Annotated in this window: 28 protein-coding genes; 19 read left to right on the plus strand and 9 right to left on the minus strand. The window is 38.9% G+C overall.

Annotated elements, in window-relative coordinates; translation table 11 throughout:
- The first annotated feature begins 4 nt into the window (after positions 1–4).
- Together ACPF64_RS18120 and ACPF64_RS18125 are read left to right on the plus strand one after the other, a co-directional pair.
- A complete protein-coding gene (locus tag ACPF64_RS18120; RefSeq protein WP_003650279.1) occupies positions 5–1,066 on the plus strand; it encodes a sulfate/molybdate ABC transporter ATP-binding protein in 1,062 nt (353 codons plus the stop codon).
- Between the two features lie 28 nt (positions 1,067–1,094).
- A complete protein-coding gene (locus ACPF64_RS18125) occupies positions 1,095–2,018 on the plus strand; it encodes a CysB family HTH-type transcriptional regulator (RefSeq protein WP_004790709.1) in 924 nt (307 codons plus the stop codon).
- A gap of 91 nt (positions 2,019–2,109) precedes the next feature.
- Here the strand turns inward: ACPF64_RS18125 and carO are convergent, their stop codons facing one another.
- Positions 2,110–2,859: an ornithine uptake porin CarO type 1 gene (gene carO / locus ACPF64_RS18130; RefSeq protein WP_209734183.1), complete on the minus strand. Its 750-nt coding sequence runs from the start codon at positions 2,857–2,859 to the stop codon at positions 2,110–2,112.
- A gap of 296 nt (positions 2,860–3,155) precedes the next feature.
- Between carO and dapD the strand changes: the two genes are divergently transcribed.
- From dapD to ACPF64_RS18170, 8 genes are all read left to right on the plus strand, one after another.
- Positions 3,156–3,977, plus strand: coding sequence for a 2,3,4,5-tetrahydropyridine-2,6-dicarboxylate N-succinyltransferase (gene dapD / locus ACPF64_RS18135; protein WP_004643678.1), 822 nt, complete (start codon positions 3,156–3,158; stop codon positions 3,975–3,977).
- A gap of 78 nt (positions 3,978–4,055) precedes the next feature.
- Positions 4,056–4,766: a 7-carboxy-7-deazaguanine synthase QueE gene (gene queE / locus ACPF64_RS18140; RefSeq protein ID WP_017387867.1), complete on the plus strand. Its 711-nt coding sequence runs from the start codon at positions 4,056–4,058 to the stop codon at positions 4,764–4,766.
- Between the two features lie 40 nt (positions 4,767–4,806).
- A complete protein-coding gene (queC, locus tag ACPF64_RS18145) occupies positions 4,807–5,475 on the plus strand; it encodes a 7-cyano-7-deazaguanine synthase QueC (RefSeq protein WP_004643680.1) in 669 nt (222 codons plus the stop codon).
- 16 nt (positions 5,476–5,491) lie between these two features.
- Complete coding sequence (locus ACPF64_RS18150) at positions 5,492–5,908, plus strand: hypothetical protein (protein WP_017387866.1); 417 nt, start codon at positions 5,492–5,494, stop codon at positions 5,906–5,908.
- Positions 5,909–6,004: 96 nt separating this feature from the next.
- Positions 6,005–6,691: a diphthine--ammonia ligase gene (locus ACPF64_RS18155; RefSeq protein WP_426454955.1), complete on the plus strand. Its 687-nt coding sequence runs from the start codon at positions 6,005–6,007 to the stop codon at positions 6,689–6,691.
- Between the two features lie 18 nt (positions 6,692–6,709).
- Positions 6,710–7,171: a peroxiredoxin gene (locus tag ACPF64_RS18160; protein ID WP_426454957.1), complete on the plus strand. Its 462-nt coding sequence runs from the start codon at positions 6,710–6,712 to the stop codon at positions 7,169–7,171.
- 118 nt (positions 7,172–7,289) lie between these two features.
- Positions 7,290–7,859, plus strand: coding sequence for a CAP domain-containing protein (locus ACPF64_RS18165; RefSeq protein WP_151743896.1), 570 nt, complete (start codon positions 7,290–7,292; stop codon positions 7,857–7,859).
- 12 nt (positions 7,860–7,871) lie between these two features.
- On the plus strand, positions 7,872–8,234 hold the full coding sequence (locus ACPF64_RS18170) for a glyoxalase superfamily protein (protein WP_426456169.1): 363 nt from the start codon (positions 7,872–7,874) through the stop codon (positions 8,232–8,234).
- A 4-nt stretch (positions 8,235–8,238) separates the two neighbouring features.
- On the opposite strand, the gene ACPF64_RS18175 is transcribed toward ACPF64_RS18170, so the two are convergent.
- The 3 genes from ACPF64_RS18175 to gstA are packed head-to-tail and all read right to left on the minus strand — an operon-like array spanning position 8,239 to position 9,475.
- Complete coding sequence (locus ACPF64_RS18175) at positions 8,239–8,619, minus strand: nuclear transport factor 2 family protein (protein WP_426454959.1); 381 nt, start codon at positions 8,617–8,619, stop codon at positions 8,239–8,241.
- A gap of 2 nt (positions 8,620–8,621) precedes the next feature.
- Complete coding sequence (locus ACPF64_RS18180; RefSeq protein WP_056481480.1) at positions 8,622–8,834, minus strand: tautomerase family protein; 213 nt, start codon at positions 8,832–8,834, stop codon at positions 8,622–8,624.
- A gap of 38 nt (positions 8,835–8,872) precedes the next feature.
- Entirely contained in the window at positions 8,873–9,475 is a 603-nt protein-coding gene (gene gstA / locus ACPF64_RS18185) for a glutathione transferase GstA (protein WP_416658681.1), read from the minus strand.
- A gap of 97 nt (positions 9,476–9,572) precedes the next feature.
- Between gstA and ACPF64_RS18190 the strand changes: the two genes are divergently transcribed.
- Positions 9,573–10,499 (plus strand): LysR family transcriptional regulator, encoded by a 927-nt coding sequence (locus ACPF64_RS18190; RefSeq protein ID WP_426454962.1) that lies wholly within the window; start codon positions 9,573–9,575, stop codon positions 10,497–10,499.
- On the opposite strand, the gene ACPF64_RS18195 is transcribed toward ACPF64_RS18190, so the two are convergent.
- The gene (locus ACPF64_RS18195; protein WP_426454964.1) at positions 10,491–11,057 is read right to left on the minus strand and encodes a nicotinate-nicotinamide nucleotide adenylyltransferase; all 567 of its coding nucleotides are present in this window, start codon (positions 11,055–11,057) and stop codon (positions 10,491–10,493) included. The genes ACPF64_RS18190 and ACPF64_RS18195 overlap by 9 nt on opposite strands.
- Positions 11,058–11,166: 109 nt before the next feature.
- Here ACPF64_RS18195 and ACPF64_RS18200 point away from each other — a divergent pair, with 109 nt between their 5' ends.
- Positions 11,167–11,967, plus strand: a complete 801-nt coding sequence (locus ACPF64_RS18200) for an enoyl-CoA hydratase-related protein (protein ID WP_426454966.1) — start codon at positions 11,167–11,169, stop codon at positions 11,965–11,967.
- Here ACPF64_RS18200 and ACPF64_RS18205 read toward each other — a convergent pair.
- The 4 genes from ACPF64_RS18205 to purL all read right to left on the minus strand — a co-directional run bounded on the left by ACPF64_RS18205 (position 11,960) and on the right by purL (position 17,791).
- Positions 11,960–12,280 carry an NGG1p interacting factor NIF3 gene (locus ACPF64_RS18205; protein WP_426454968.1) on the minus strand — a complete coding sequence of 107 codons (321 nt, stop codon included), beginning with the start codon at positions 12,278–12,280 and terminating at the stop codon, positions 11,960–11,962. The genes ACPF64_RS18200 and ACPF64_RS18205 overlap by 8 nt on opposite strands.
- A gap of 69 nt (positions 12,281–12,349) precedes the next feature.
- Positions 12,350–12,475, minus strand: coding sequence for a KGW motif small protein (locus tag ACPF64_RS18210; RefSeq protein ID WP_426454970.1), 126 nt, complete (start codon positions 12,473–12,475; stop codon positions 12,350–12,352).
- A gap of 200 nt (positions 12,476–12,675) precedes the next feature.
- The gene (locus tag ACPF64_RS18215; protein WP_426454972.1) at positions 12,676–13,881 is read right to left on the minus strand and encodes a multidrug effflux MFS transporter; all 1,206 of its coding nucleotides are present in this window, start codon (positions 13,879–13,881) and stop codon (positions 12,676–12,678) included.
- Between the two features lie 76 nt (positions 13,882–13,957).
- Entirely contained in the window at positions 13,958–17,791 is a 3,834-nt protein-coding gene (purL, locus tag ACPF64_RS18220; protein ID WP_426454974.1) for a phosphoribosylformylglycinamidine synthase, read from the minus strand.
- Positions 17,792–18,100: 309 nt separating this feature from the next.
- Here purL and ACPF64_RS18225 point away from each other — a divergent pair, with 309 nt between their 5' ends.
- The 7 genes from ACPF64_RS18225 to tolR all read left to right on the plus strand — a co-directional run bounded on the left by ACPF64_RS18225 (position 18,101) and on the right by tolR (position 24,478).
- Positions 18,101–19,441 (plus strand): deoxyguanosinetriphosphate triphosphohydrolase, encoded by a 1,341-nt coding sequence (locus ACPF64_RS18225; RefSeq protein WP_003650236.1) that lies wholly within the window; start codon positions 18,101–18,103, stop codon positions 19,439–19,441.
- Positions 19,442–19,534: 93 nt separating this feature from the next.
- A complete protein-coding gene (gene ruvA / locus ACPF64_RS18230) occupies positions 19,535–20,134 on the plus strand; it encodes a Holliday junction branch migration protein RuvA (protein ID WP_426454977.1) in 600 nt (199 codons plus the stop codon).
- A gap of 7 nt (positions 20,135–20,141) precedes the next feature.
- Positions 20,142–21,146, plus strand: a complete 1,005-nt coding sequence (gene ruvB, locus ACPF64_RS18235; RefSeq protein ID WP_005038860.1) for a Holliday junction branch migration DNA helicase RuvB — start codon at positions 20,142–20,144, stop codon at positions 21,144–21,146.
- A 205-nt stretch (positions 21,147–21,351) separates the two neighbouring features.
- On the plus strand, positions 21,352–22,686 hold the full coding sequence (locus ACPF64_RS18240; protein ID WP_426454979.1) for a M20 family metallopeptidase: 1,335 nt from the start codon (positions 21,352–21,354) through the stop codon (positions 22,684–22,686).
- A 210-nt stretch (positions 22,687–22,896) separates the two neighbouring features.
- Positions 22,897–23,304, plus strand: a complete 408-nt coding sequence (gene ybgC, locus ACPF64_RS18245; protein WP_004699892.1) for a tol-pal system-associated acyl-CoA thioesterase — start codon at positions 22,897–22,899, stop codon at positions 23,302–23,304.
- A 23-nt stretch (positions 23,305–23,327) separates the two neighbouring features.
- A complete protein-coding gene (gene tolQ / locus ACPF64_RS18250) occupies positions 23,328–24,026 on the plus strand; it encodes a protein TolQ (RefSeq protein WP_426454982.1) in 699 nt (232 codons plus the stop codon).
- Positions 24,026–24,478 carry a protein TolR gene (gene tolR, locus ACPF64_RS18255; protein WP_003650231.1) on the plus strand — a complete coding sequence of 151 codons (453 nt, stop codon included), beginning with the start codon at positions 24,026–24,028 and terminating at the stop codon, positions 24,476–24,478. Before tolQ ends, tolR begins: the two co-directional genes overlap by 1 nt.
- Position 24,479 lies beyond the last annotated feature (1 nt).

A 24,479-nucleotide genomic window follows, 5' to 3' on the forward strand; every position in this document is an offset into this window, starting at 1 on the left:
AATCATGAGTATTCAAGTTAAAAATATTGAAAAACACTTTGGTGCATTCCATGCGCTTAAAAATATTTCCCTAGACTTTCCTGAAGGTGAACTGGTTGCCCTACTCGGCCCATCTGGTTGCGGTAAAACAACCCTACTTCGTATTATTGCGGGCCTAGAATCAGCTGATGGCGGTCAAGTGTTACTTGAAGGCGAAGATGCAACCAATGTACATGTGCGTGAGCGTCAGGTTGGCTTTGTATTTCAACACTATGCTTTATTCCGTCACATGACTGTATTTGACAATATTGCCTTTGGTTTACGTGTTCGTCCACGTGCAACACGCCCTTCAGAAGCTGAAATTAAAAAACGTGTTACTCGTTTACTTGATCTAGTTCAACTTGGATTTTTGGCAGACCGCTACCCTGCTCAGCTTTCGGGCGGACAACGTCAACGTATTGCTTTAGCCCGTGCCTTGGCAGTAGAGCCACGAGTATTATTACTTGATGAACCATTTGGTGCGCTAGATGCCAAAGTCCGTAAGGAATTACGCCGCTGGTTACGCAACTTACATGATGAGTTGCATATTACTTCAATTTTCGTGACCCACGATCAGGAAGAAGCACTTGAAGTTGCCGATCAGATTATTGTAATGAATAAAGGTAATGTAGAGCAGATCGGTTCGCCTCGTGAAGTTTATGAAAAACCATCAACACCATTTGTATTTGATTTCTTAGGTCAGGCAAATCGTTTTGAAGGTGAAAACACAGGCGGTATTATCCGTATTGGCAATGACCGTATTCAATTACCAACGTTAGTTGAGGCGCCTCAAGGAAAAGTGATTGCTTTTGCGCGTCCAGATGAGTTACATATTCACTCGCAACCTCAGGCGAATACTATTGAAGCGACTTTTGTACGTGAAATCTGGATTGCTGGAAAAGTTGTGGCGGAATTACAAGACCGTAATGGACGTTTAATTGAGATTGCTCTAAGCAATGAAGCTGCAAAATTACATGCGTTTAAACCGAATCAAACCGTTTGGGTAAGTGCATCTCAACTGCACTTATTTGCAGATCAAGTTGCTTAAGAAATATATTTGGTAAGGAAAAGTGTGAATGAACTTTCAACAATTAAGAATTATCCGAGAAACTGTACGCCAAAACTTTAACTTAACCGAAGCATCAGCTGCGCTCTACACGTCCCAATCAGGCGTAAGTAAACATATTAAAGATTTAGAAGACGAGCTAGGTGTACAACTTTTTATACGAAAAGGTAAACGTCTTTTAGGTTTAACCGAACCAGGACAATCTCTTCTTGGTATCGTTGAACGCATGTTAGTTGATGCTGAAAATATTAAACGTCTTGCGGAAGACTTTAATAAAGTTGATGAAGGGACATTAACGATCGCGACGACCCATACTCAAGCACGTTATGTACTGCCTCCAATCGTCAATCAATTTAAGAAGTTATTTCCTAAAGTTCATTTGATTTTACAACAAGCCAGCCCTGTTGAAATTTCAGAAATGCTCTTACAAGGTGAGGCGGATATTGGAATTGCTACAGAGTCTTTAACGACTGAAGAAAATCTAGCGAGTATTCCTTACTATCAATGGCAACACAGCATTATCACACCGCAAAATCATCCTTTAGTGAAGGCGGACAAGATTACGCTGGAACTTTTAGCGGACTATCCACTCATTACTTATCATGGCGGTTTCACAGGTCGATCTAAAATTGACAAAGCTTTCGAAGAAGCTCACCTCGATGCAGATATCGTCATGTCAGCTCTTGATGCAGACGTTATCAAGACTTATGTCGAATTGGGCATGGGAGTCGGAATTGTCAATGATGTAGCTTATGACACAGAGCGTGATCATCGTTTAAAACAAACTAAAACTGATATTTTTGGTGTCAATACGACATGGATTGCGGTTCGTAAAGGTCATCTACTACGCGGTTATGGTTACGAGTTTATTTCTTTATGCTCACCCGATGCCGATATTAAAGCCCTTAAGAAAATTGCTTATCCAGATGAATAAAACTTAAGAACAAAATAAAAGAGCTTTTTAGCTCTTTTATTTTTATTAAACACAAAAAAAACGAGCCGCAGCTCGTTTTTTCTTTAAGATCTTACCAGTAGAAGTTCACACCAACTTTACCAACTGGCATCCATTCATATTTATTATCATTACGAATTTCGTTTGCTTCTTTATCAACAGCATCTTGAGCAGATGTTGGGTTTCCAGTTACAGGAGCAAGATTGTACTGGGTTAACTGAACTGATGGATTACCAGTATAATATGCACCTACCTCACCAAACACACCCCAGTTTTTATTGAATTTTGGAGCAAAACCAAAACCTAAGTATGGAGCGATATCGTTTTTGTAAGACATTTTACCTCTTACGCCACCCTCTTGACCAGCAACTGCTTGTTGGTAGTTTTTACCGTCAATTGACAAAGTTTCACCATTACCAATACGTTTAGCTAAGTCATAATCATTATCTAGATAAGCAGCACCTGCAGCTACATATAGACCTTGAGCCCATGGATTAGAACTAGCACCCCAAGGACGAATCTCAGCATTTAAATAGATATTGTTATTATCCATATCTAGGTCATATTTAGTACCATTTACAGAAACATCATCTGTCCATGAAATGTCACCACCGTTATAACCTAGAGCCAAACCTACATATGGGTTTGCTTGCCACAATAAAGCACCACCGTAACCAGTTGTACCTACCTCAGCACGCACTCCCACAGGAAGTAATTGTTTTTGATCAAATGCGTAGCTGTCATGAACAACGGCTTCATCTGCCATTGCAGCACCAGCAGCAAATAAAGCTGTTGTTGTTACTAAAACACGTAATGCTTTCATAGTTTTCTCCTCAAAAAAGGCTTTGTTTTTAATTTATTCATCTTGTGACTGAAATCATAATAAAGAGAGCTTAGAGTCTTTTTTATACAAAAAATGCTAGATTTCTGTTATTTTTTGATACAAATTGAGTTAAATTTTTATTTTCAAATCATTTTTGTGTAAAAAACACTTGATTATCTAATAAGCTTAATTTCATTTACCTCATTTATACCCTCGATTAAACGTAACACGTTTTTTCAAAGATTCTTGTCACAAATTAGTGTAAAATCTTTAAAATTTTTTATGGAAGGAAGATCATGTCTCAGCTTTCTACGATCATTGAGCAAGCATTTGAAGACCGCGCAAACCTTACTGCAGCAGATTGCCCAAGCGAAATCCGCCAAGCTGTTGAAGAAGCAATTGCTGGTTTAGATAACGGTACACTTCGAGTTGCTGAAAAAATCAATGGTGAATGGGTTGTTCACCAATGGTTAAAAAAAGCTGTTTTATTATCATTTAAACTAAATGACAATAAACCAATCGAGTCATGTGATCTTCGTTTCTACGACAAAGTTGAAACTAAATTCTCTGGTTGGACTGAAGAACAATTTAAAGCAGCAGGTGTTCGTGTTGTTCCTCCTGCTGTAGCACGTCGTGGTAGCTTCCAAGCTAAAAACGTAGTGTTAATGCCTTCTTATGTCAACATCGGTGCTTACGTAGATGAAGGCACAATGGTTGATACATGGGCAACTGTAGGTTCATGTGCTCAAATCGGTAAAAATGTTCACTTGTCTGGTGGTGTAGGTATCGGTGGTGTTTTAGAACCATTACAAGCTAACCCAACCATTATTGAAGACAACTGCTTTATCGGTGCGCGTTCAGAAATCGTTGAAGGCGTTATTGTTGAAGAAGGCTCAGTCATTTCAATGGGCGTTTTCATTGGTCAATCGACTAAAATTTATGACCGCGCAACTGGCGAAATCCATTATGGTCGCGTTCCAGCAGGTTCAGTTGTTGTAGCAGGTAGCCTGCCGTCTGCTGATGGTAAATACAGCTTATATGCTGCAATTATTGTGAAAAAAGTTGATGCGCAAACACGTGCAAAAACAAGTTTGAACGATTTGTTACGCGCTGACTAATTTCAGTTTGATCAAACATCTCTACGGTCAACACTGATCGTAGAGATTTTATTTTTTATATAGTGTGGTATTTCTAGAATGGCTTCCTTACGTTCCTCTGCAATCCCTGTCTCAGACCCTGCGTCCGGTTTACGCATTACCGAGATTTTTTACTCGTTGCAGGGTGAAGCAAATGCCTCTGGCCTACCGACTGTATTTATTCGTCTAACGGGCTGTCCATTACGTTGTAGCTATTGTGATACCACTTATTCTTTTGAAGGTGGTGAACGTTTTTCACTTGAACATATCATTGAAACAGCTACACAATTTCAAACGCCTTATATTTGTGTAACTGGTGGTGAACCTCTTGCACAGCCAAACTGTTTGATTTTATTACAACGTCTATGTGAAGCTGGCTTTGATGTTTCTTTAGAAACCAGTGGCGCGCTCGATGTCTCAAAAGTAGATTCGCGTGTTTCTAAAGTTCTCGATTTAAAAACTCCAACTTCTGGTGAGGAACATCGTAACCTCATCAGCAATCTTGATCATTTGACTGCGCATGACCAAATTAAATTCGTCATTTGTAACCGCGAAGATTATGAATGGTCAAAGCAACAAGTTGAAAAATATCAACTGCATAAAAAAGTCAGTACCGTTTGGTTCTCTCCTGCCTTTGCAGTTGAAAAAGGTGCTGTTGGCCTGCCACGTCTAGCACGTGATCTGGCACAGTGGATACTGGATGATAAATTACCCGTTCGTTTCCAACTTCAGTTACATAAACTGCTGTGGAATGACGAATCAGGTCGCTAATCACTCAATAAAATAAATCATTCCGAATATGGAGAAAAATATGCGTCCTCGTGCCATTGTTTTACTTTCAGGCGGCTTAGACTCAACCACTTGCCTAGCTTGGGCACAAGCACGCTATGAATGTATTGCTATTAGTTTTATGTATGGTCAACGCTCAACCACTGAACTCGATGCAGCAAAAGCATTAACTCAACGTGCAGGTGTTGAACATCGTGTAATTAATATTGATTTGGCTAATTTAGGTGGGTCTGCACTTACAGACCATAACATTGCTGTACCAGAACAATTACAAGAAGGCATTCCTGTAACTTATGTACCAGCACGTAACACAATTTTTCTTTCATATGCGTTAGCAGCAGCAGAAGTATTCAATGCTGAAGCGATTGTTATTGGTATCAATGCCGTTGATTATTCAGGATATCCTGATTGTCGCCCTGAATTTATTGACGCTTTTGCCAATATGGCACGTTTAGCAACGAAAGCTGGCGTGGAAGGAAAACCACTTAAATTTGAAACACCCCTGTTACATTTATCCAAAGCGAATATTATACGTTTAGGGATTGAACATGGCGTAGACTATAGTCAAACGGTATCTTGCTACCAAGCAGATGCTCAAGGACGTGCGTGTGGCAAATGTGACAGTTGCCGTTTGCGTAAAGAAGGCTTTATCGAGGCCGGTGTTGCCGACCCAACACGCTATATACCGTAATAAGTAGGTAAAATTTATGAAGTTGTTAAAATCAAATCTTATTCTTTCATCTTTGTTTTCAACTGTTGCTCTTATGGCTGGTACAGCACATGCTGCGGAAAACCCAGTTCAAGCAGCATATAAAAGTACTAACGTTAAAGGTGCATTAGTTAACGTTTGTAAAGATCAAACAGCTAAAGGCGGTAAGCTAAGTTCATCTGAAGTTAGCAAATTCTGTAGCTGCCAAGTTGAAGCACAAGGTAAAGTCACTGAAGCACAAAAATGGGAAATCCAAAGTGCAATCAATGCGAAGAAAAGCCCAAGCTCTCTAGGATTTGTACAACAACAAAACCGTGATCTAAAAGCATGTTTCGGCCCTCAGTTAACAACTAAGCTTGAAAAATTAACTGAAGATGCAATGAAAGCAGCTCAACAACAAGCTCCTAAAAAATAAGCTTTTGTTATTCCAAATTAAGCCTGCATTTATGCAGGCTTTTTTATAGCTCTGTTAAAATGAAATCGATCTTGACCAATTCATTTGAAATAAATCATGCAAGAACAATGGAAAAACAACGCAATTAACAAACAGTCTATTGTCTCATTTAGTGGAGGTAAAGATAGCTCCCTTGCACTCTACCATGCAATGCAAACTGGTACGGTTAGTGGACTAATTGTCATGCTAGAAGAACAAGGCCAGCGCTCTCGTTCACATGCTATGCCACTTGATATTATTCAAGCTCAAGCTGAAGCAATCGGCCTACCAGTATTTATGGCTTCATCAAGCTGGAATGTCTATGAAGCTAAATTTATTGAATTACTCATTCAGGCAAAACAACAAGGTGCCGAGGTACTCGTTACAGGTGACCTTGATATGCCTGAACATGGGTGTTGGCATGATCGAATAACTCAACAGGTAGGACTCAAATTAGGAATGCCTCTTTGGCTTCGTCCACATCGTGAAGTTGTTGAAGAATTTATCAATCTTGGTTTCCGTAGTGTGCTTGTAACAGTAAACTTAAAATTAGGCATGACCATTGAAGATTTAGGAAAAACTTTAACCTTAGAATATATCCAAGAACTTGAGAATCGCGGTATTGATCCATGTGGTGAAGGCGGTGAATTTCATACAACTGTGATTGATGGACCAATTTTTAACAAAGCAATTCCTGTAAGAAAACTCAATATTGTTTATCATGAAGAATATGCTTTTTTACCACTTGAATTAGATCAAATTTAGCTTTTTGAAGGATGAAAAATGACTGAAAATATTCAATTACCAAATCAGGTTTTTCCTACTACCCACGGTGAAGTGAACTTGGCCGAGGTCGAGAATGAATGGTTAATCATTTATTTCTACCCAAAAGATTCAACCCCAGGGTGTACAACACAAGCAGTCGGTTTCTCTTGTTTAAAAGACCAATTTGAAGCTTTAGGTACACGTATTTTCGGTGTTTCACGCGACTCGGTAAAAGCCCATCAAAACTTTACTGAAAAACAAGCGCTCACGATTGACCTCATTAGCGACAAAGAAGAAGTGCTCTGTAATCATTTTGATGTCATTAAAGAAAAAAACATGTATGGCAAAAAAGTTATGGGAATTGAACGCTCTACTTTCATTTTCCATAACAAAACCTTAGTTAAAAGCTACCGTAAAGTCAAAGCAGCAGGACATGCTGAACAAGTACTTGAAGACCTAAAAGCCCTTCAATCGGGTTGATAAAGTTATGCAATAAAAAAGCGAGTATCGAACTCGCTTTTTTATTGCATAGAATTGCTCAATAATTTTACTTTGGCGTATGATAAAAACATTAGAATAATTATTTTAAGGCGTTCACATGAGTCTACTCAAAAATTACTCTTTACTGCCTTTGACTCTTTTTATCGGTGCATGTAGTGCAAATACATTACCCATGCCAACCGACACCACCCCATCAATTGCTCAAATTCAGAAAACTGCCATTGAAATAAGCTGCCAAGATTTACAAAACCCAGCTTATCAACAGGCCATACTTAATACAATTAACCAGATCCGCCAACAACCACGCCAGTGTGGTCAACAATTTTTCCCTGCTGCTAAACCGCTGAGTTGGAATAATAATTTATATAAAGGTGCACTTTCTCATAGTGAAGATATGGCAAAACATAACTTTCTGGGACATGTGAGTTCAACAGGACTAGACTTAAAGTCACGTTTGAAAATTTATAATACACTCGGTAAAGCCAATGGTGAAAATGTCGCTAGCGGCCAGAAAACTTTGAGTGAAGTTATGTCTAAATGGCTGCCGAGTCCTCTACATTGTAGTAATCTAATGAATCCCAAATTTACAACTTACGCAATCGCTTGTGCTTCCGATCAGTCTGCAAAACAAAAGAGCTATTGGACTCAACAATTTGGTACACGTTAAAAGGAAAAAATGATGCAATCAGGTTCAATCACCCCAATTTTAAGAATTTTTGATGTTGATTTAGCCCAATCATTTTATCTTGAATTCTTAGGTTTCCAACTTGATTGGCAACATCAATTTGAAGATAACTTTCCGTTATATCTACAAATTTCCAAAGATAATTGCGTTATTCATTTATCTGAGCATTTTGGAGATGCAAGCCCACATAGTGCAATCCGCATTTATTGGGAACCTATTTATGAGTTGCATAGCGAATTGAGTCAAAAAGATTATAAGTTCGCCAAACCTCAGGTTGAAAAAACAGATTGGGAAACACTTGAACTCAGTATCACCGATCCGTTTTCCAACCGAATTATCTTTTGGGCAGATGCTTAATCATTCAGTCCGCTAAAATTTGATAATGAAATACTTTCGATATAATCCTCCATTTACCGTCTTCAAGCACAAATGTAAGCGCATCATAAAAATATTTAGGGTGAATAACACATTCAACATGTACCATCGCCAACTGTTCATTAATCAAATTAATTGAACTGATTTTATCCTGTCGTGATTGTTGCTTTGACGCTGGAGAAATCCGACTCGCAACAATCGGAAAATATTCAGCCATACTAAGTCGCAATATAGGCTGTTCAGTTACATTCATATACACAGCATCAGGATGAAAAATATCACTCAAAAGTTGTACATCACAAAAATACAAACCATCAAAGTATTTATCTAGCTGGCACTGAATCGCTGCAATAGGATTATCTTGCATTTTTATATACTCAAACTTTGTCTTTTTCGTATCGTAGAAACAGTTTCACCTGCAACACCCCAATTATCAGTTTCAACTTCATCAATTACTACAAATGTAGTAGCAGGATCTTTATTAAGCACACGAACCATAAGCTCAGTTGCTTCTTGAATTAATTGCTGTTTTTGCTGTATTGAAACATTTTCTTTGGTAATTTGAATTAAGATATAAGGCATATCTCCCCCCTTTTATAATTTTCTTTAATAACGAAAAATTAGGCTGCTTCAGCTGAAATTGCATCTTGAACCGTTTGACGCTCAGAAATTCTCTTCATAAAACTTGTTAAATGAATGAAGTGTGCTAAATCAAGACCAATAAAATCAGCCCAGCGTGTCACCACAAAAAGATAAACATCAGCAATCGTAAAGTTGCTTCCTGTTAAGTAATTTTGCCCATTTAATTGTTGATCGACCCACGTATAGTGCTTATTGAGAGTTGTTCTATATACGGTTTTACATTGCTTATTATAGGACTCATTGAAAAATGGCGAATAGGCTTTATGAATTTCCGAAGCAATAAAGTTCATCCATGAAAGAATCTTGTAACGGTCGGCCGTATTTATTTCAGCTAATAAATCTTTCCGAGAAGATTGGTCAACGAGAAACTGGCTAATCACAGCGCCTTCTGTCAACAATGAACCATCATCGCACTGCAATAAAGGCACTTGTCCTTTTTTATTGAGTTGATAAAAGTCTGTACCCAATTCCGTTAAATGCTGGTGTAAATCTACTTTGATCAATTCAAATGGAAATCCAAGCTCTCTTAAAACAATATGTGGAGCTAAAGAACAGGCATTGGGTGAATAAAAAAGTTTCATAAAATAACTCCATACAAGGTATGAAAATCATCTTATTGTTTACTTATACGTGCTTAAATAGCCCATAAATCAAATCATTTTTTACATGGTGTAATAAATGGCTCAACAGCTAAAAAGAATGATGTTTAGTAGCGTAGAGCTATTTTGCTTAGTTGCAGAAAATGAAAGCTTTTCTAAAGCTGCACTTCATGCTGGGGTCAGTCCAGCTGCTGTAAGCCGTTCAATCGCACGATTGGAAAAGCATTTAGCAACACCACTTTTTGTGAGAACGACTCGACAAGTACGTTTGACACCACAAGGAAAAATGTACTTTAAAGAATGCAAACAAGCATTAAATCAAATTTTAGAAGCTGAGCAACAACTCAAAAACCAAAAACAACAACCATCAGGTTTAGTTCGAATCAGTGTACCCACACCTTATGGGCATTACCGAATACTGCCCTTATTAGCAAAATTCTCGCAGCAATATCCAGCCATCGAAGTTGATGTTCAACTAACTAATAAAAATGTGGACTTTATTGCAGAAGGATATGATTTAGCAATTCGTGGGCGACTATTTGCTGATTCAAATTTGATTGCACGCCAACTCGAACAAGCCGAGCTAGTTGTGGTGGCATCGTCGCAGTACTTAAAACAATTCGGCACACCGCAAAGTCTTGAAGATTTACAGCATCATCAATGCATTCAATTTGTGCTACCCAGCACAGGAAAAAATGTACCGTGGCTTTTCAATTCAAATCATCAAATTATTGAATATCAAAGCACAGGTAAGATCCGCTGTTTAGATGATATTTTAGGTACAGTTACCCTAGCAAAACATAGTGCAGGATTATTACAAACCTATCGTTTCATAGTAGAAAAAGAGCTTAAAAATGGAGAATTGATTGAGATTCTTACAAAATTTTCAGGAACTTCACGTCCCTTTTCTCTACTCTACCCACTCAAAAAACACGAATCTTTTCATATTCGTGTTTTTATCGATTTTCTGATTAAAGAATTAAAAGCACAAGCTGAGTTAATTTAGATTGGTTTTATCATCTATAAGATACTTGCGCTGTAATTCAGCATAAACTTCTGTATTTTTAAATTCATCCAAAAATCGAATGGTTCCTATAGGAAAAAATTCAGTTTGGATTTCACCACGATAATAAGCTTCACGCATCGGGGTAGCCGAAATTGAATCTTTTAAACTATCGAGTTCAACCATAATCCATTCAGGGAAAAGTTTTAAATAGTAAGAAGACTCATCTTTAAAATGTCCAATCAACCCTACTTTTGAGTTCCGTTCAATAACGCCATTCACTAAAGATTTGACTTGCTTCACCCATTTTTCATCATTATAAACATCGACCACATGCACAAATTTAATACGTTTTTGCTCATCTAATGAAAAATTAGATAAAATCATTTGCTCTCGTTCAATCGCAAGAAATGGATTTTTAATATTACGTTCCATTTGCGCAGAGCCTAATGCCAAGACCACATAGTGGCTTTGCTGTAAGGCAATTTCAATTGTCTGCATATGAGCCAAATGAAATGGTTGAAAGCGACCTATAAAAACGAGATAGTCAAATTTATACATAATTAGATTTTCACTTTTTATGAACTCATCAGTAACGCTCATTACAAAAAATATGCGCCATAATGAGAACCTAAAAATTAACAACGTGGTTTAAAGCAAGGATAGTACGATGACACTTAGCTGTATTCAACAACCTCATCAACATTTAAACGCAAATTTAGAAGGTGGCGTACTCACCTTAGCCATAAATCGCCCAGATGCAAAAAATGCATTGTACGGCGAACTTTATTTATGGATTGCCAAAGTACTGAATGAAGCCGATCTCAATAAAGAAGTTAGAGTAGTCGTTCTACGCGGTGTAGAACAAGATTTTACAGCTGGCAATGATATGAAAGATTTTATGGGTTTTGTACAAAATCCTAACATCGGCCCAGCAGGAGAAGTCCCACCATTCGTTTTACTTAAAGCCGCTGCCACATTATCAAAACCACTTATCATTGCGGTAAAAGGCGTTGCAATTGGTATTGGCGTTACAATTTTATTGCATGCAGATCTGGTTTTTGCTGACAACACCGCTCTTTTCCAAATTCCATTTGTAAGCCTCGGTCTTTCTCCAGAAGGTGGCGCAAGTCAATTACTGGTTCAACAAGCTGGCTATCATAAAGCAGCTGAGCTGCTATTTACTGCGAAAAAGTTTAATGCAGAAACTGCGGTGCAAGCAGGTTTAGTCAATGAAGTAGTTGAAGATGCTTATGTTTCAGCTCAACAAACTGCTCAACAATTAACGGCCTTGCCTCTTGCATCTTTAAAACAAACTAAAGCGCTCATGAAGCATAATTTAGAACAGATTATCGAATGTGTTGATCATGAAGCTGAAATCTTTATGCAACGTGTTCGCTCACCTGAAATGCTAGAGGCTGTTCAAGCATTTATGCAAAAACGTAAACCAGATTTCTCTCAGTTTAATTAAAATCAATTTCTATGATTTGAATAAACTCAAAGGCAGGCTCTTCATAAGGATGGCTTGCCTTTAATGCTTTCGCTACCGCACTTGCTTTTTCTTCAAGCACAATTGTTTCAACACGCCACTCATCAACTTGTTCAAGTTCATCTAGCTGCCCAATATAGGGAGCAGCCCCTTTAACTGGCTTAAACTGCCCTATTCCTTTCACTTGCCATGCGCAGTGTTCATAATTACCGATACCACCTGCACCAGCAGAAAAAATGGCTTGTTTAGTTAATTCAAGATGTGACTCAGGCACGTAATAAATCAGCTTTAACATAACAAAAATGACTCAAGATTTTATGAGTTGGGCTGAAATCATACCCTTTTAAAAGTCCAACAAGCAAAATCAGTTCATCATTGCTAAATAATTTGCTCCAATAAATAATATTTGAATGGCAAGCGCTAAACCGAACCAGTGCCAGCCCTTATCTTTTTTATAAAACGTTTTTATATGATTTTCATTTTTCATCATTTTGATCTCCGATTTTTATCGTTGTTACAGAGAAAGCAAAAATTGAACCAACCTCGAACCAAGCATACGGGGATAAATAGCTCTATGTCTATAGTCTCATAAGTTTTCTAAAACGCTTAAAAGAACAGCACTCATCCATATGCAAATCTTAGTCTGAAGAAAATTTTAAAATTCAGTAATCTATCTTCATCTTTATAATTTTAAGCATCCGATTTCTTTAAATATCTATTCTCATATATTGTCATAGCAAAAGCTAAACCACACAAAATCACAAAACCACAGGTCATTGGAACTAATGTACCGTTATATAACTGCCCAATGATAGAAGCAAGAATAAGTGACAATACAGAGGAAGCTGCACCAATAATAGCCGATGCCATTCCAGCAACATGCCCCATCGGCTCCATGGCAATCGCATTCAAATTACCAAAGAGGGTTCCAAACAATAAAAACAAAATACAGGCATAAAGCATAAACATCCAAAATGATACCGCTACACCCGCAAGTTGAATCAACAAGAAAATCAAAGAAATTAAGCACAGTCCAAGAAAGCCATAAATACAGATTGGACGCATGCCAAACTTCATGACAATTTTAGAGTTTGTAAATGATGCGATTCCCATCACACCTGCAAGCACAGCAAAGTAAGCACTAAACTCTTGCCCTGTTTTGCCAAATTGCTGCATAAAAATTTGCTGTGACGTTCCTAAATAACCAATAAATCCACCAAAACAGAATCCAGCACACAATAGATAGCTCATGGTAGTTTTATTACTCACAACTTCTTTAAAGCCTTCCTTAAATGCATGTAGACGCATGGGCAAACGATTTTCGGGAAGTAAAGTCTCTTCTAGTCGTAAAGCGACCCATGCTCCCACAACTGTGGCATAGACCATATATAAAACAAAGATTTCACGCCAACCAAAGAAATGAATAATGAGTTGCCCTAAACTCGGTGCAATTGCTGGAGCAACCATAAATACCATCATAATTAAAGACATGATGCGAGCCATTTGAGCTCCGCTGTATTTATCTCTAACGATTGAAATAGAAGCAACGTAAGGCCCTGACACTCCAATACCTTGAATAAAGCGCCCAACTAAAAACCACTCAAAACTTTGTGTGGAAAAACACAATAAACTTCCCAGAAAATAAATAATAATTCCTGTGAATAAAATCCGTTTACGCCCGATCGCATCGGATAATGGACCTGCAATGAGCTGCCCGATTGTCATTCCAGAAAAAATACCAATGATGACCCACTGCGACTGGTTATTATTTTTTAATTCAAAAATACGTCCAATCTCACCTAAAGCAGGCAAAACTGCATCAATAGAAAAAGAAACAATCGACATGAGTAATGCCATGAGCAACGCAAACTCACGAAAATGGATTTTTGATTTCATTTTTCTTCTCCACTATTTTTAATATTCTAGTACACATAAATAAGCCACCTTACGGTGGCTTATTTCAATCTTTACATTAACCAATAAACTTACGCGCATTTCGGAACATACGCAACCATGCACCGTCTTCAGTCCACTCTTCTGGTTTCCAAGAATGCTGAAGCGCACGGAAAGTACGTTCTGGGTGTGGCATCATAATGGTTGCACGACCGTCTTTAGAAGTCACACCAGTAATCGCTTCAGGTGAACCATTTGGGTTCAATGGATAGTGCTGAGTTGGGTTACCAAGGCTATCAACATAGCGTAATGCCACTTGGTTAGCTGCGTTCAAGCTTGCAATGCTAGCTTCACTTGCAACAGCACGACCTTCACCGTGTGCAACAGCAATCGGTAAGATTGAACCTTCCATACCATCAAGCAATACAGAAACAGATTTTTCAACACGAACGTTTACGCTACGAGCTTCAAAAACTTCTGACATATTGCGGTGGAAACGCGGCCAGTGTTCAGCACCAGGAATAAGTGGCGCTAATTGTGACAACATTTGACAACCATTACAGATACCTAAGCTGAACGTTTCATCGCGATGGAAGAATTGTTCAAACTGATCACGTAATTTAGCATTGAACAATACTGATTTTGCCCAACCACCACCAGCACCCATTACGTCACCGTAAGAGAAACCACCACAAGTCACCAAACCTTCAAAATCACTCAGGCTAACACGACCAGCAAGTAAATCACTCATGTGCACATCAACAGTATTGAAACCAACCTTATCAAAGGCTGCCGCCATTTCAATATGACCGTTTACACCTTGCTCACGCAAGATTGCCATATTTGGGCGACGTGTGTTGATAAACGGCGCTTCAACAGGCTCATTCAAGTCGAATGTTGGTTTAGCAATCAAACCTTGGTGCGCATTATCAGTAATTAATGAAAATTCCTGATCAGCAGTTTCTACGTTATCACGTAGACGTTGGATCTGATGAGATACCTCAGACCAAGCTTGTTGTAATTCAGCACGATCTAAAGTTAAACCATTTACAGATAATTGATCTGTGTTGTTTACACGACCAACTACAGCAATTGCATCTTTCAAGCTAGAAGCAGCGATTTCTGCTTGTAAAGCTTCCCAATCAGTTGCTTTGATTTGAAGTACTGCACCAATTTCTTCTGCAAACAAACTTGCTTGAGTTTGGTCTTCTAATGCAACACCTAAACGCGCAGCAAACATCATTTCAGCTACAGAGGCTAATAAACCACCATCACCGATGTCATGATAAGCCTGAATCAAGCCACGGTTGTTCCAGTCTTGGATTAAAGCAAAGAACGCTTTGAAATCATCAAAACTATCAACGTCAGGAGTGATTGAACCGATTGCTTTATATACTTGCGCAAGAATCGAACCACCTAAACGGAACTGACCTTTAGATAAATCGATACGTACAAGTACTGAATCTTCTAAATTTTTAAGTTCAGGTGTTAAGGTCTTACGAACATCTGTCACTGGAGCAAACGCAGTGATTACACCTGTCATTGGAGAAGTTACGGCTTTATCTTCACCGTCGTCATTCCAAGTTGTGCGCATTGAAAGTGAGTCTTTACCTACTGGAATCGCAATTCCCAAAGCAGGACACATTTCCATACCAATTGCTTTCACGCCTTCAAACAATGCTTGGTCTTCACCTTTTTGACCAGCAGCAGCCATCCAGTTTGCAGAAAGTTTGATATCGCTAATTTGTTCAATGTTCGCACATGCAATATTGGTAATTGCTTCAGCAACTGCTAAACGAGCAGATGCCGCTGGATTTAACAATGCAACTGGTGGACGTTCGCCCATTGCCATTGCTTCACCAGTGAAACCTTGCAAACTTGTTGTTGTTACTGCTGCATCTGCAACAGGAACCTGCCAACGACCAACCATTTGGTCACGTGCAACCATACCTGTAATTGAACGGTCACCAATGGTAATCAAGAATGATTTAGACGCAACTGTAGGGTTTTTCAATACGCGGAAAATCGCATCTTTCAAATCAACTTTTGAAGCGTCGAAATCATCACCACTACGTTCAATAGTTTCATAAGAACGTTGCATACGTGGTGTACCACCAAGCATTACTTGCATTGGGATATCAACAGCATCGTTTTGGAACAATGGATCTTCAACTGTTAAGTGACGCGCTTCTGTTGCTTCACCTAACACAGCAAATGGACAACGCTCACGGGCACAGATTGCTTCGAACTGATCCAAAGATTCTGGGCGAATTGCGAGAACATAACGTTCTTGTGCTTCATTTGACCAGATTTCCATTGGGCTCATGCCCGGCTCTAATGAAGGAATCTTACGAAGATTAAGTACCGCACCTAACTCATGATCATTCACAAGTTCAGGCATAGCATTTGATAGACCACCAGCACCAACGTCGTGTACAGAAACGATTGGGTTGAAGTCTTCTAAACGCCAGCAAGTATCAATCACTTCTTGACAACGGCGTTCCATTTCTGGGTTTTCACGTTGTACAGATGCGAAATCAAGGCTTTCACCCATTGTACCGCTATCTACAGAAGATGCAGCACCACCACCAAGACCGATCAACATTGCAGGGCCACCCAAGACAATGAGTAAATCACCTGGTTGAATCGCATCTTTTTCTACATGGTCTGGACGGATATTACCGTAACCACCAGCGATCATGATTGGCTTATGGAAGCCTTTCACTTCACCATTTACATTCTGTTCAAAAGTACGGAAATAACCATTTAATGCAGGACGGCCGAATTCATTGTTAAATGCCGCGCCACCTAATGGACCTTCAATCATGATTTGTAATGGCGATGCCATACGTGAAGGTTTACCGTAGTTTTCTTCCCAAGGTTGTTCAAAACCAGGAATGTTTAAGTTCGAAACTGTGAAACCTGTTAAACCAGCTTTTGGTTTACCACCACGGCCTGTTGCACCTTCATCACGGATTTCACCGCCTGAACCAGTTGCAGCACCAGCAAATGGAGAAATTGCTGTTGGGTGGTTATGAGTTTCAACCTTCATTAAAATATGAGCAGCTTGGCTCTTATATTTATAAACAAAGTGACCATTTTCATCCGCTTTCGGATAAAAACGCATCGTGTCATAACCCACAATCACTGAAGCGTTATCTTTATAAGCAGATAACACATCAGTTGGAGATTCTTTATAAGTGTTTTTAATCATCTGGAACAATGATAATGGTTGTTTTTCACCATCAATTGTCCATTCAGATCCAAAGATTTTATGACGACAGTGCTCAGAGTTTGCCTGTGCAAACATCATCAACTCGATGTCATTTGGATTACGACCAAGCTTACCGAATGCTTCAGTTAGGTAATCAATTTCTTGTTCAGATAGCGCAAAACCAAACTCATTATTCGCCTTAACCAAAGCTTCTTTGCCTTGACCCAAGATATCAATTGAATTTAATGGTTTTGGTGCCGTTTCTGAAAATAATGCTTTTGCATCATCAATTTGAGCAAAAACTGTTTCTGTCATACGGTCATGAAGTACTTGTTTAACTTCATTAGAAAGTTCAGAAACACCTTTTAACGTAAATAAAAGGCCACGTTCTAAACGATGCACTGGCGTATTACAGTTTTTGAAAATATCAGTTGCTTTAGAAGACCAAGGTGAAATAGTACCCACACGTGGTGTAACTAAAATCTGAATCTCATCACTTGCAGATTGACGAAGTTCAAAAGACTCACCGTCATTCAATAATTGCAAAGCAGATTGATGTTGCTGCTCGTTGAGCGCTTGATCAAACAAATAGACCCATTGGCTGTCAAAAGATTGAACAGAACTAATTGACGATAAACGTGTTAATAGTTGAGCTTTCTTAAAAGAAGAATGTGCTGCTGCACCGGCCACGATAAACATGTTGATTTTGGCTCCACGGGCAGGTCTTGTGAACCTTACCGCAATGTGACTTTAGAGAGAGCGCATATTCTACTGCTTCTTGCTAAAATCAGCTAGATGTAGAATCAGTATTCTGTAACCTAATTCTGCAAGAAGTGATTAGTTTTTTGTTCAAAATCATTTTTTTAGGCATTCTAGCTAAAAATAAATTGTTTCATGTTTGTTCAATAACATAATAAAACCTGAACTAAGACAAACTATGTCGCACCAAGCTAGTGCTTTTAACTTTTTTTTGGCATGATCAGGTTTTACAGTTTTGAATAATGATAAATGGAACAAATGCGTTGGTTAGAGCTGCTTTCTGCAGTTCGTTTAGGTAGTAAAAAAAGCAGTACAGAACTGGCTCGTAGCCCATTCCATAAAGATTATGACCGCATTATATTTTCTCAAAGTTTTCGTCAGCTAAATCGTAAGACGCAAGTTCATCCACTCGCACAGCATGATGGCATTCACACTCGCCTAACCCACTCACTTGAAGTTTCCTGTATTGGCCGCTCAATGGGCATGCTCGCAGCAGAAAAAATAAAAAATGAATTACCTGTCTGGATTTCTCCTGCCGATGTCGGTGCAATTATTCAAGCAGCCTGTCTGGCTCACGATATTGGTAACCCACCTTTCGGACATGCGGGTGAATATGCAATTCGTGAGTGGTTCGATGATGCCTCACATGATGATTTTTTAAAAAAATTAAGTCCAGAAGAAGAAGCCGATGTTCGTCAGTTTGAAGGCAATGCCCAAGGATTACGTTTGTTAAGTCGCATTGACTATCATCCAAATGATGGCGGGATGCGCTTAACCTACGCTACCTTAGGCGCTTATTTAAAGTATCCATGGCTTTCAAAAACCATTGCGTCTCAAGGTGATCGCCCTTCCCATCAACGAGCAAAGTTTGGTTGTTACCAGTCTGAAAAAGAAATTTTAAAACAGATTGCTGAACAACTCGGGCTTATTCAGTTAGGTGAATATCATTATTGCCGTCACCCATTGACCTACTTACTAGAAGCCGCTGACGACATTTGCTATGCGTTAATTGACTTAGAAGATGGCATTATCTTAAATATGCTGAGTTACCAAGAAGTTGAACCAATTTTCTTAAATCTTATTGCCGATTATGGTCAGCCTGAAGAATTGTCACACCCAGACAGTACGTGGCAACAAAAGATTTCAGCATTACGTGGTCGCGTCATGAAACGGCTTGTAGATGAAGTTACTACAGCTTTTGCTAAACATCATTATGAAATTATTACCGGTCAGCTTAAAGGCAACCTTTTACAATATTGCTCACCCGATATTGCAATTGGTATCGAAACAGCCAAAAATCTGGCACGTGATAAAATTTTTGAACATCCACAAAAGTCTGGTTTAGAAATTATTGCACATCAAAGTTTGCAAACAATTTTGGATGCATTTGTACCTTTGACCACGCCACATAAATCTTTGAGCTTTAAAGAACAACGTTTAATGTCTATCCTTAATCTGTATGGTGCTAACTTTAGCAATAATCACTACAGTAATATTATGCAAGTACTCGATATTATCAGTAAGTTCTCAGATCATCAGGCATATAGCTTGGCTCAAGAGTTACAAGGTAATAAAATTGGCTTGTTTTAAGCTGGCTTGATATAGAAAGAAATAAAACCTGTGTCGTTTTCAATGAATGTTAGAACGACCAGATTTACAGTTATGAATAAGTGAAATTACTCTATGATCGGATGTTTAATTGGCGAAGTGTTTGCCCTGGAAGCCCCTACTGTCTTACTGAATGTAAATGGTGTGGGTTATGAAATTGATACGCCACTTTCAACATTTTGCCAATTACAAAAAGGCCAAAAAGTTACGTTATGGACGCATTTGGTTGTCCGTGAAGATGCTCAACAGCTTTACGGTTTCAGTGATGCTCAAGAAAAAATAATTTTCCGCACCTTATTAAAAGTAAATGGTGTCGGCCCGAAAATGGCATTAGGGATTCTATCGACCTTAAGTGTTGAGCTACTAGTGCATACAATTGAGCATGACGACATCAACACGTTGGTCAAAGTCCCGGGCGTTGGCAAAAAAACTGCTGAACGTTTAATGATTGAACTTCGTGACCGTTTCAAAACATTGGCTCAAGGAACTTCTTCTACGACTACCCTGCCTCAAATTCAGTTTGCTGCAAACTCACCTGTGGCAGAAGCAGAAGCGGCTTTGCAATCTTTAGGTTACAAGCCACTTGAGGCACAAAAAGCTGTTGCTGCTGTTAAAGCCGATTACACCGAATCAGCCGATATTATTCGCGCTGCTCTAAAATCAATGATGAAGTAAAACACTTATGCAAGACCGTTTAATCAGTGGAGCAGAAAAACCAGAAGATCATTTTGATCGGGCGATTCGACCAACTTCACTTGCCGACTATATTGGGCAACCTGTAGTACGCGAACAAATGGAGATTTTCATTGGCGCTGCTCGCGGTCGTGGTGAAGCACTCGATCACACGCTGATTTTTGGTCCACCCGGCTTGGGTAAAACCACACTTGCCAACATTATTGCGCGTGAAATGGGCGGTAATCTTAAATCTACTTCGGGACCAGTTTTGGAACGAGCGGGCGACTTAGCTGCAATGCTTACCAACCTTGAGGAAGGCGATGTCTTGTTCATTGACGAAATTCACCGTCTTTCTCCAGTTATTGAAGAAATTCTTTACCCAGCGATGGAAGATTACCAACTGGATATCATGATTGGTGAAGGTCCTGCTGCTCGTTCAATCAAACTGGATTTACCACCTTTTACACTCGTGGCTGCGACTACACGTGCGGGCTTGCTTACCTCGCCACTACGTGACCGTTTTGGGATTGTGCAACGTCTTGAGTTTTACTCTGTAGAAGACCTAACTCACATCGTGTCGCGCTCTGCAAACTTAATGAATGTGCCAATTACAGTTGAGGGTGCAGAAGAAGTTGCACGCCGTGCACGTGGAACACCTCGTATTGCCAATCGTCTATTACGTCGTGTGCGTGACTATGCACAAGTAAAAGGTACAGGTGAAGTGACCCATGACATGGCACAACGTGCGCTTGATATGCTCAATGTTGACAAAGCTGGCTTAGACACCCTAGACCGACGTTATTTGAGCATGCTACTAGAGCGTTTTGATGGTGGTCCTGCTGGCGTTGAAGCACTTGCAGCAGCAATGGCTGAAGATAGTGGCACACTTGAAGATGTGATTGAACCGTATTTAATTCAACAAGGTTATGTGATGCGTACTGCTCGAGGTCGTATTGCTACCAATCAATCTTATTTACAGTTTGGACTGACGCCACCTGAGCCTAAAAACTAGCCAAAGGAAGAGAATTTTCTCTTCCTTTTTTTAATTTAACTATTCTATTTAACTAAAATAATAATTGTTTTATCAATCAATTAGCAACTCGATACCTTTTAAGTCTTTCTTTATACCTTATTGATTTTTTAATATTTTTAAAAACTGAATTATAAGAAATCAAGATATTAAATCTTATGAACAATAATATTTTTAGGATAAGGACATGTATAAGAAAGCCGCTTTATTTTTGCCACTCGCCCTCATAAGTCAGCTAAGCCTAGCAGATTGGGTCAATGATGCTGCTCAACAAAATGAAAATCAGATTATTCAGCTAAGACAAAACATTCACCAACATCCTGAACTGGGCAATATGGAGTTTAAAACATCTGCCCTTGTTCAAAAAGAATTGAAATCTTATGGCATTCAGGTCAAAACTGGTTATGCAAAAACTGGCGTAATCGGCATTTTAAAAGGTGACAAACCCGGCCCTATCATCGCACTTCGAGCGGATATGGATGCTCTGCCGATGGAAGAAAAAAGCGGCCTACCCTTTGCAAGTAAACAAAAAGCAATTTATCAAGGCAAAGAAACTTATGTGATGCATGCTTGTGGACATGATGCACACACTGCAATGTTATTAGGCGCAGCAAAAATTCTGGCTGCTAATAAAGATAAAATATCGGGCACAGTTGTTTTTGTTTTCCAACCTGCTGAAGAAGGTGGTGCAAATATAGATAACTTTACTCATGGTGATCAAATCGGTTCTAGAAAAATGATCGCAGACGGCGCCTTTAAAGACTATAAGCCAGAAGCTATTTTGGGAATGCATGTCATGGCAGGCATGAAAAGTGGTCATCTTTACTATAAAGATGGGGCCATTTTAAATAGTGCAGATCACTTACGTATTCAGGTCAATGGCAAACAGGTCCATGGCTCTACCCCATGGTTAGGCAAAGATCCAATTTATGCATCTGCGCTCATGATTAACAATTTACAAAGTCTTATTAGCCGAAGAACAGATCTGACTGAAGGTATGGGCGTAATCAGTATCGGCAATATTCAAGGCGGCACTGCAGGAAATGTAATTCCTGAACAGGTCAATATGATCGGGACCATTCGCTCCAATAACGAACAAATAAGAAATAATATCTTAAAAAGCTTACCGGTCATGATAGAGCATAATGCTCAAGCCAATGATGTAACTGCTAAAGTTGAAATTGCACCTTATGCACCAGTGGCCATGAATGATAAAACTCTTACTCAACTTATTCAGCCAACTTTAGCCAAAGTTGCTGGAGATTCAAAATTACATGTTTTAGATCATAATGCGAGTGCAAGTGAAGATTTTGCATATTATGGCAAACTGATGCCATCATTCTTTGTTTTCTTAGGAGCTACACCAGAAAATCAAGATTTAAGTCAGGCTGCACCGAATCACAATCCTTATTTTATTGTAGATGACAAGGCCTTAAAAACAGGAACCGAGTTACATATAAGGTTCGTATTAGATTATCCGAATATATCAAAACAAGTTCAAACCACATGGAAACCGTCATAATTTAAAAGCATGCTAGCCATGAGATGTACCGTTTTTAGACTAGAAATACAGCAATCGCAATTGAAAGGTTGTGCCATAGGACTTAGTATGCAATCTGCTAAACTGCCCCGTATTTAAAGCATATACGTGGCTTCGAATAAAATTGATGTTTTATTCAGCAGTCATATTTTAAATGCAAAGCTCTATAGTGAACTAAAACGGAATCCTCTCATGGCGAATCATTTTGAATTCAACATTCGTGTTTATATTGAAGATACGGACGCAGGTGGTATTGTTTACCATGCCAACCACATTCGCTATATGGAACGTACCCGTACTGAATGGCTCCGTGCTTCTGGCGTTGATCATTACTGGCATCAAAAAGATTACAACTTTGTCGTACACAAAATTGACGTAAAATACATGCGTCCTATTTTAATGGATGATTTAATTACTGTTACAGCACGTGTAGTTTCATGTAAAGCTGCGTCATTTGTGTTGCAACAAAATATTTATCGTGGTGAAATCTTGCTTGCTTCTGGCGAGGTTGAGTTGGCATGTTTAAGCAAAGAACTTGTAGCTCGTCGTCTTCCAGAAGAAATACGTGATCTTATTCGTAAAGAATTGGAACAAGACTAAAAAAACAACCGGCATATGTAACTATGGCAACAAACATTGAATCAACCCTGCATATTTCTGACCTTATTTTACACGCAAGTCCAGTCGTTCAGTTGGTCATGCTAATTTTATTATTAGCATCAATCTTTAGTTGGTATCTGATTGCCAAGTTACATATGAGTTATAAAAAAGCACATCAAGAAGATGAACATTTCCAGAAAATGTTCTGGTCTGGTGCTGAACTCAATACGCTTTACAACAATGCTCAACTCAACTCAAAACGCTCAGGTCTTGAAGATATTTTTTATCAAGGGTTGAGTGAATTTTTTAAACTAAAAAAACGTCAGGCTCCTGTTTCACAAACAATTGAAGGGACTGAACGTATTTTACGTGTTGGTTTGAGTCGTGATCAGAGCCACCTAGAATATGGTTTAGGTAGTTTAGCAAGTATCGGTTCTGTAGCTCCTTATATCGGTCTATTCGGTACTGTTTGGGGCATTATGAATGCCTTTATCGGTTTAGCCGCTGTTGATCAAGTTACTCTGGCAACTGTTGCACCGGGTATTGCCGAAGCACTTATTGCAACTGCAATTGGTTTATTCGCTGCAATTCCTGCTGTATTAGCTTTTAACCATTTCACGTCTAAAAGCGAAAGTGTTTACTCTGATCGTGCTTTATTTGCTGAAGAGATGATTGCTTTATTGCAACGTCAGTCTGTGGGTTCATCACAGGAAGATGCATAATGGCAATTCAGCGTTCAGGGCGCTTTGAGCGCATAAAAAAACCACTAAAAAGTGATATGAACGTCGTACCTTATATTGACGTTATGCTCGTACTTTTGGTTATTTTCATGGTGACTGCTCCCATGATTACCAGTGGTATTAAAGTCGATTTACCTCAAGCAAATAACCATCCAATCGAATCAAAAGATATGCCAGCTATGGTAACGATTGGTAAAGATGGCAATATTTATCTTCAGTATGAAGATTACAAAGATAGTGAGCCATTATCTCGTGAAAAACTTGAAGAAGTTTTAAGCGATGCTCAAAAACAAGCTGAACAAGAAAATAAACAACTCACAGTTTTAGTCAATGGTGATAAGTCTCGTCCTTATGGAGAGGTCGTATCACTGATGGCAAGTTTACAAGAAGCAGGTTTAACTCAAGTTGGCCTTCTGACAGAGCCTTTAAAATAAG

This window comes from Acinetobacter sp. KB005, from assembly GCF_049949095.1.
Taxonomy (GTDB): Bacteria; Pseudomonadota; Gammaproteobacteria; order Pseudomonadales; family Moraxellaceae; genus Acinetobacter; species Acinetobacter calcoaceticus.

Excerpts from the sequence above, each read along its gene's own strand:
- ACPF64_RS18120 (WP_003650279.1), top strand. The coding sequence starts at position 5 with ATGAGTATTCAAGTTAAAAATATTGAAAAACACTTTGGTGCATTCCAT.
- ACPF64_RS18125 (WP_004790709.1), top strand. The coding sequence starts at position 1,095 with ATGAACTTTCAACAATTAAGAATTATCCGAGAAACTGTACGCCAAAAC.
- carO (WP_209734183.1), bottom strand. The coding sequence starts at position 2,859 with ATGAAAGCATTACGTGTTTTAGTAACAACAACAGCTTTATTTGCTGCT.
- dapD (WP_004643678.1), top strand. The coding sequence starts at position 3,156 with ATGTCTCAGCTTTCTACGATCATTGAGCAAGCATTTGAAGACCGCGCA.
- queE (WP_017387867.1), top strand. The coding sequence starts at position 4,056 with ATGGCTTCCTTACGTTCCTCTGCAATCCCTGTCTCAGACCCTGCGTCC.
- queC (WP_004643680.1), top strand. The coding sequence starts at position 4,807 with ATGCGTCCTCGTGCCATTGTTTTACTTTCAGGCGGCTTAGACTCAACC.
- ACPF64_RS18150 (WP_017387866.1), top strand. The coding sequence starts at position 5,492 with ATGAAGTTGTTAAAATCAAATCTTATTCTTTCATCTTTGTTTTCAACT.
- ACPF64_RS18155 (WP_426454955.1), top strand. The coding sequence starts at position 6,005 with ATGCAAGAACAATGGAAAAACAACGCAATTAACAAACAGTCTATTGTC.
- ACPF64_RS18160 (WP_426454957.1), top strand. The coding sequence starts at position 6,710 with ATGACTGAAAATATTCAATTACCAAATCAGGTTTTTCCTACTACCCAC.
- ACPF64_RS18165 (WP_151743896.1), top strand. The coding sequence starts at position 7,290 with ATGAGTCTACTCAAAAATTACTCTTTACTGCCTTTGACTCTTTTTATC.
- ACPF64_RS18170 (WP_426456169.1), top strand. The coding sequence starts at position 7,872 with ATGCAATCAGGTTCAATCACCCCAATTTTAAGAATTTTTGATGTTGAT.
- ACPF64_RS18175 (WP_426454959.1), bottom strand. The coding sequence starts at position 8,619 with ATGCAAGATAATCCTATTGCAGCGATTCAGTGCCAGCTAGATAAATAC.
- ACPF64_RS18180 (WP_056481480.1), bottom strand. The coding sequence starts at position 8,834 with ATGCCTTATATCTTAATTCAAATTACCAAAGAAAATGTTTCAATACAG.
- gstA (WP_416658681.1), bottom strand. The coding sequence starts at position 9,475 with ATGAAACTTTTTTATTCACCCAATGCCTGTTCTTTAGCTCCACATATT.
- ACPF64_RS18190 (WP_426454962.1), top strand. The coding sequence starts at position 9,573 with ATGGCTCAACAGCTAAAAAGAATGATGTTTAGTAGCGTAGAGCTATTT.
- ACPF64_RS18195 (WP_426454964.1), bottom strand. The coding sequence starts at position 11,057 with ATGTATAAATTTGACTATCTCGTTTTTATAGGTCGCTTTCAACCATTT.
- ACPF64_RS18200 (WP_426454966.1), top strand. The coding sequence starts at position 11,167 with ATGACACTTAGCTGTATTCAACAACCTCATCAACATTTAAACGCAAAT.
- ACPF64_RS18205 (WP_426454968.1), bottom strand. The coding sequence starts at position 12,280 with ATGTTAAAGCTGATTTATTACGTGCCTGAGTCACATCTTGAATTAACT.
- ACPF64_RS18210 (WP_426454970.1), bottom strand. The coding sequence starts at position 12,475 with ATGATGAAAAATGAAAATCATATAAAAACGTTTTATAAAAAAGATAAG.
- ACPF64_RS18215 (WP_426454972.1), bottom strand. The coding sequence starts at position 13,881 with ATGAAATCAAAAATCCATTTTCGTGAGTTTGCGTTGCTCATGGCATTA.
- purL (WP_426454974.1), bottom strand. The coding sequence starts at position 17,791 with ATGTTTATCGTGGCCGGTGCAGCAGCACATTCTTCTTTTAAGAAAGCT.
- ACPF64_RS18225 (WP_003650236.1), top strand. The coding sequence starts at position 18,101 with ATGGAACAAATGCGTTGGTTAGAGCTGCTTTCTGCAGTTCGTTTAGGT.
- ruvA (WP_426454977.1), top strand. The coding sequence starts at position 19,535 with ATGATCGGATGTTTAATTGGCGAAGTGTTTGCCCTGGAAGCCCCTACT.
- ruvB (WP_005038860.1), top strand. The coding sequence starts at position 20,142 with ATGCAAGACCGTTTAATCAGTGGAGCAGAAAAACCAGAAGATCATTTT.
- ACPF64_RS18240 (WP_426454979.1), top strand. The coding sequence starts at position 21,352 with ATGTATAAGAAAGCCGCTTTATTTTTGCCACTCGCCCTCATAAGTCAG.
- ybgC (WP_004699892.1), top strand. The coding sequence starts at position 22,897 with ATGGCGAATCATTTTGAATTCAACATTCGTGTTTATATTGAAGATACG.
- tolQ (WP_426454982.1), top strand. The coding sequence starts at position 23,328 with ATGGCAACAAACATTGAATCAACCCTGCATATTTCTGACCTTATTTTA.
- tolR (WP_003650231.1), top strand. The coding sequence starts at position 24,026 with ATGGCAATTCAGCGTTCAGGGCGCTTTGAGCGCATAAAAAAACCACTA.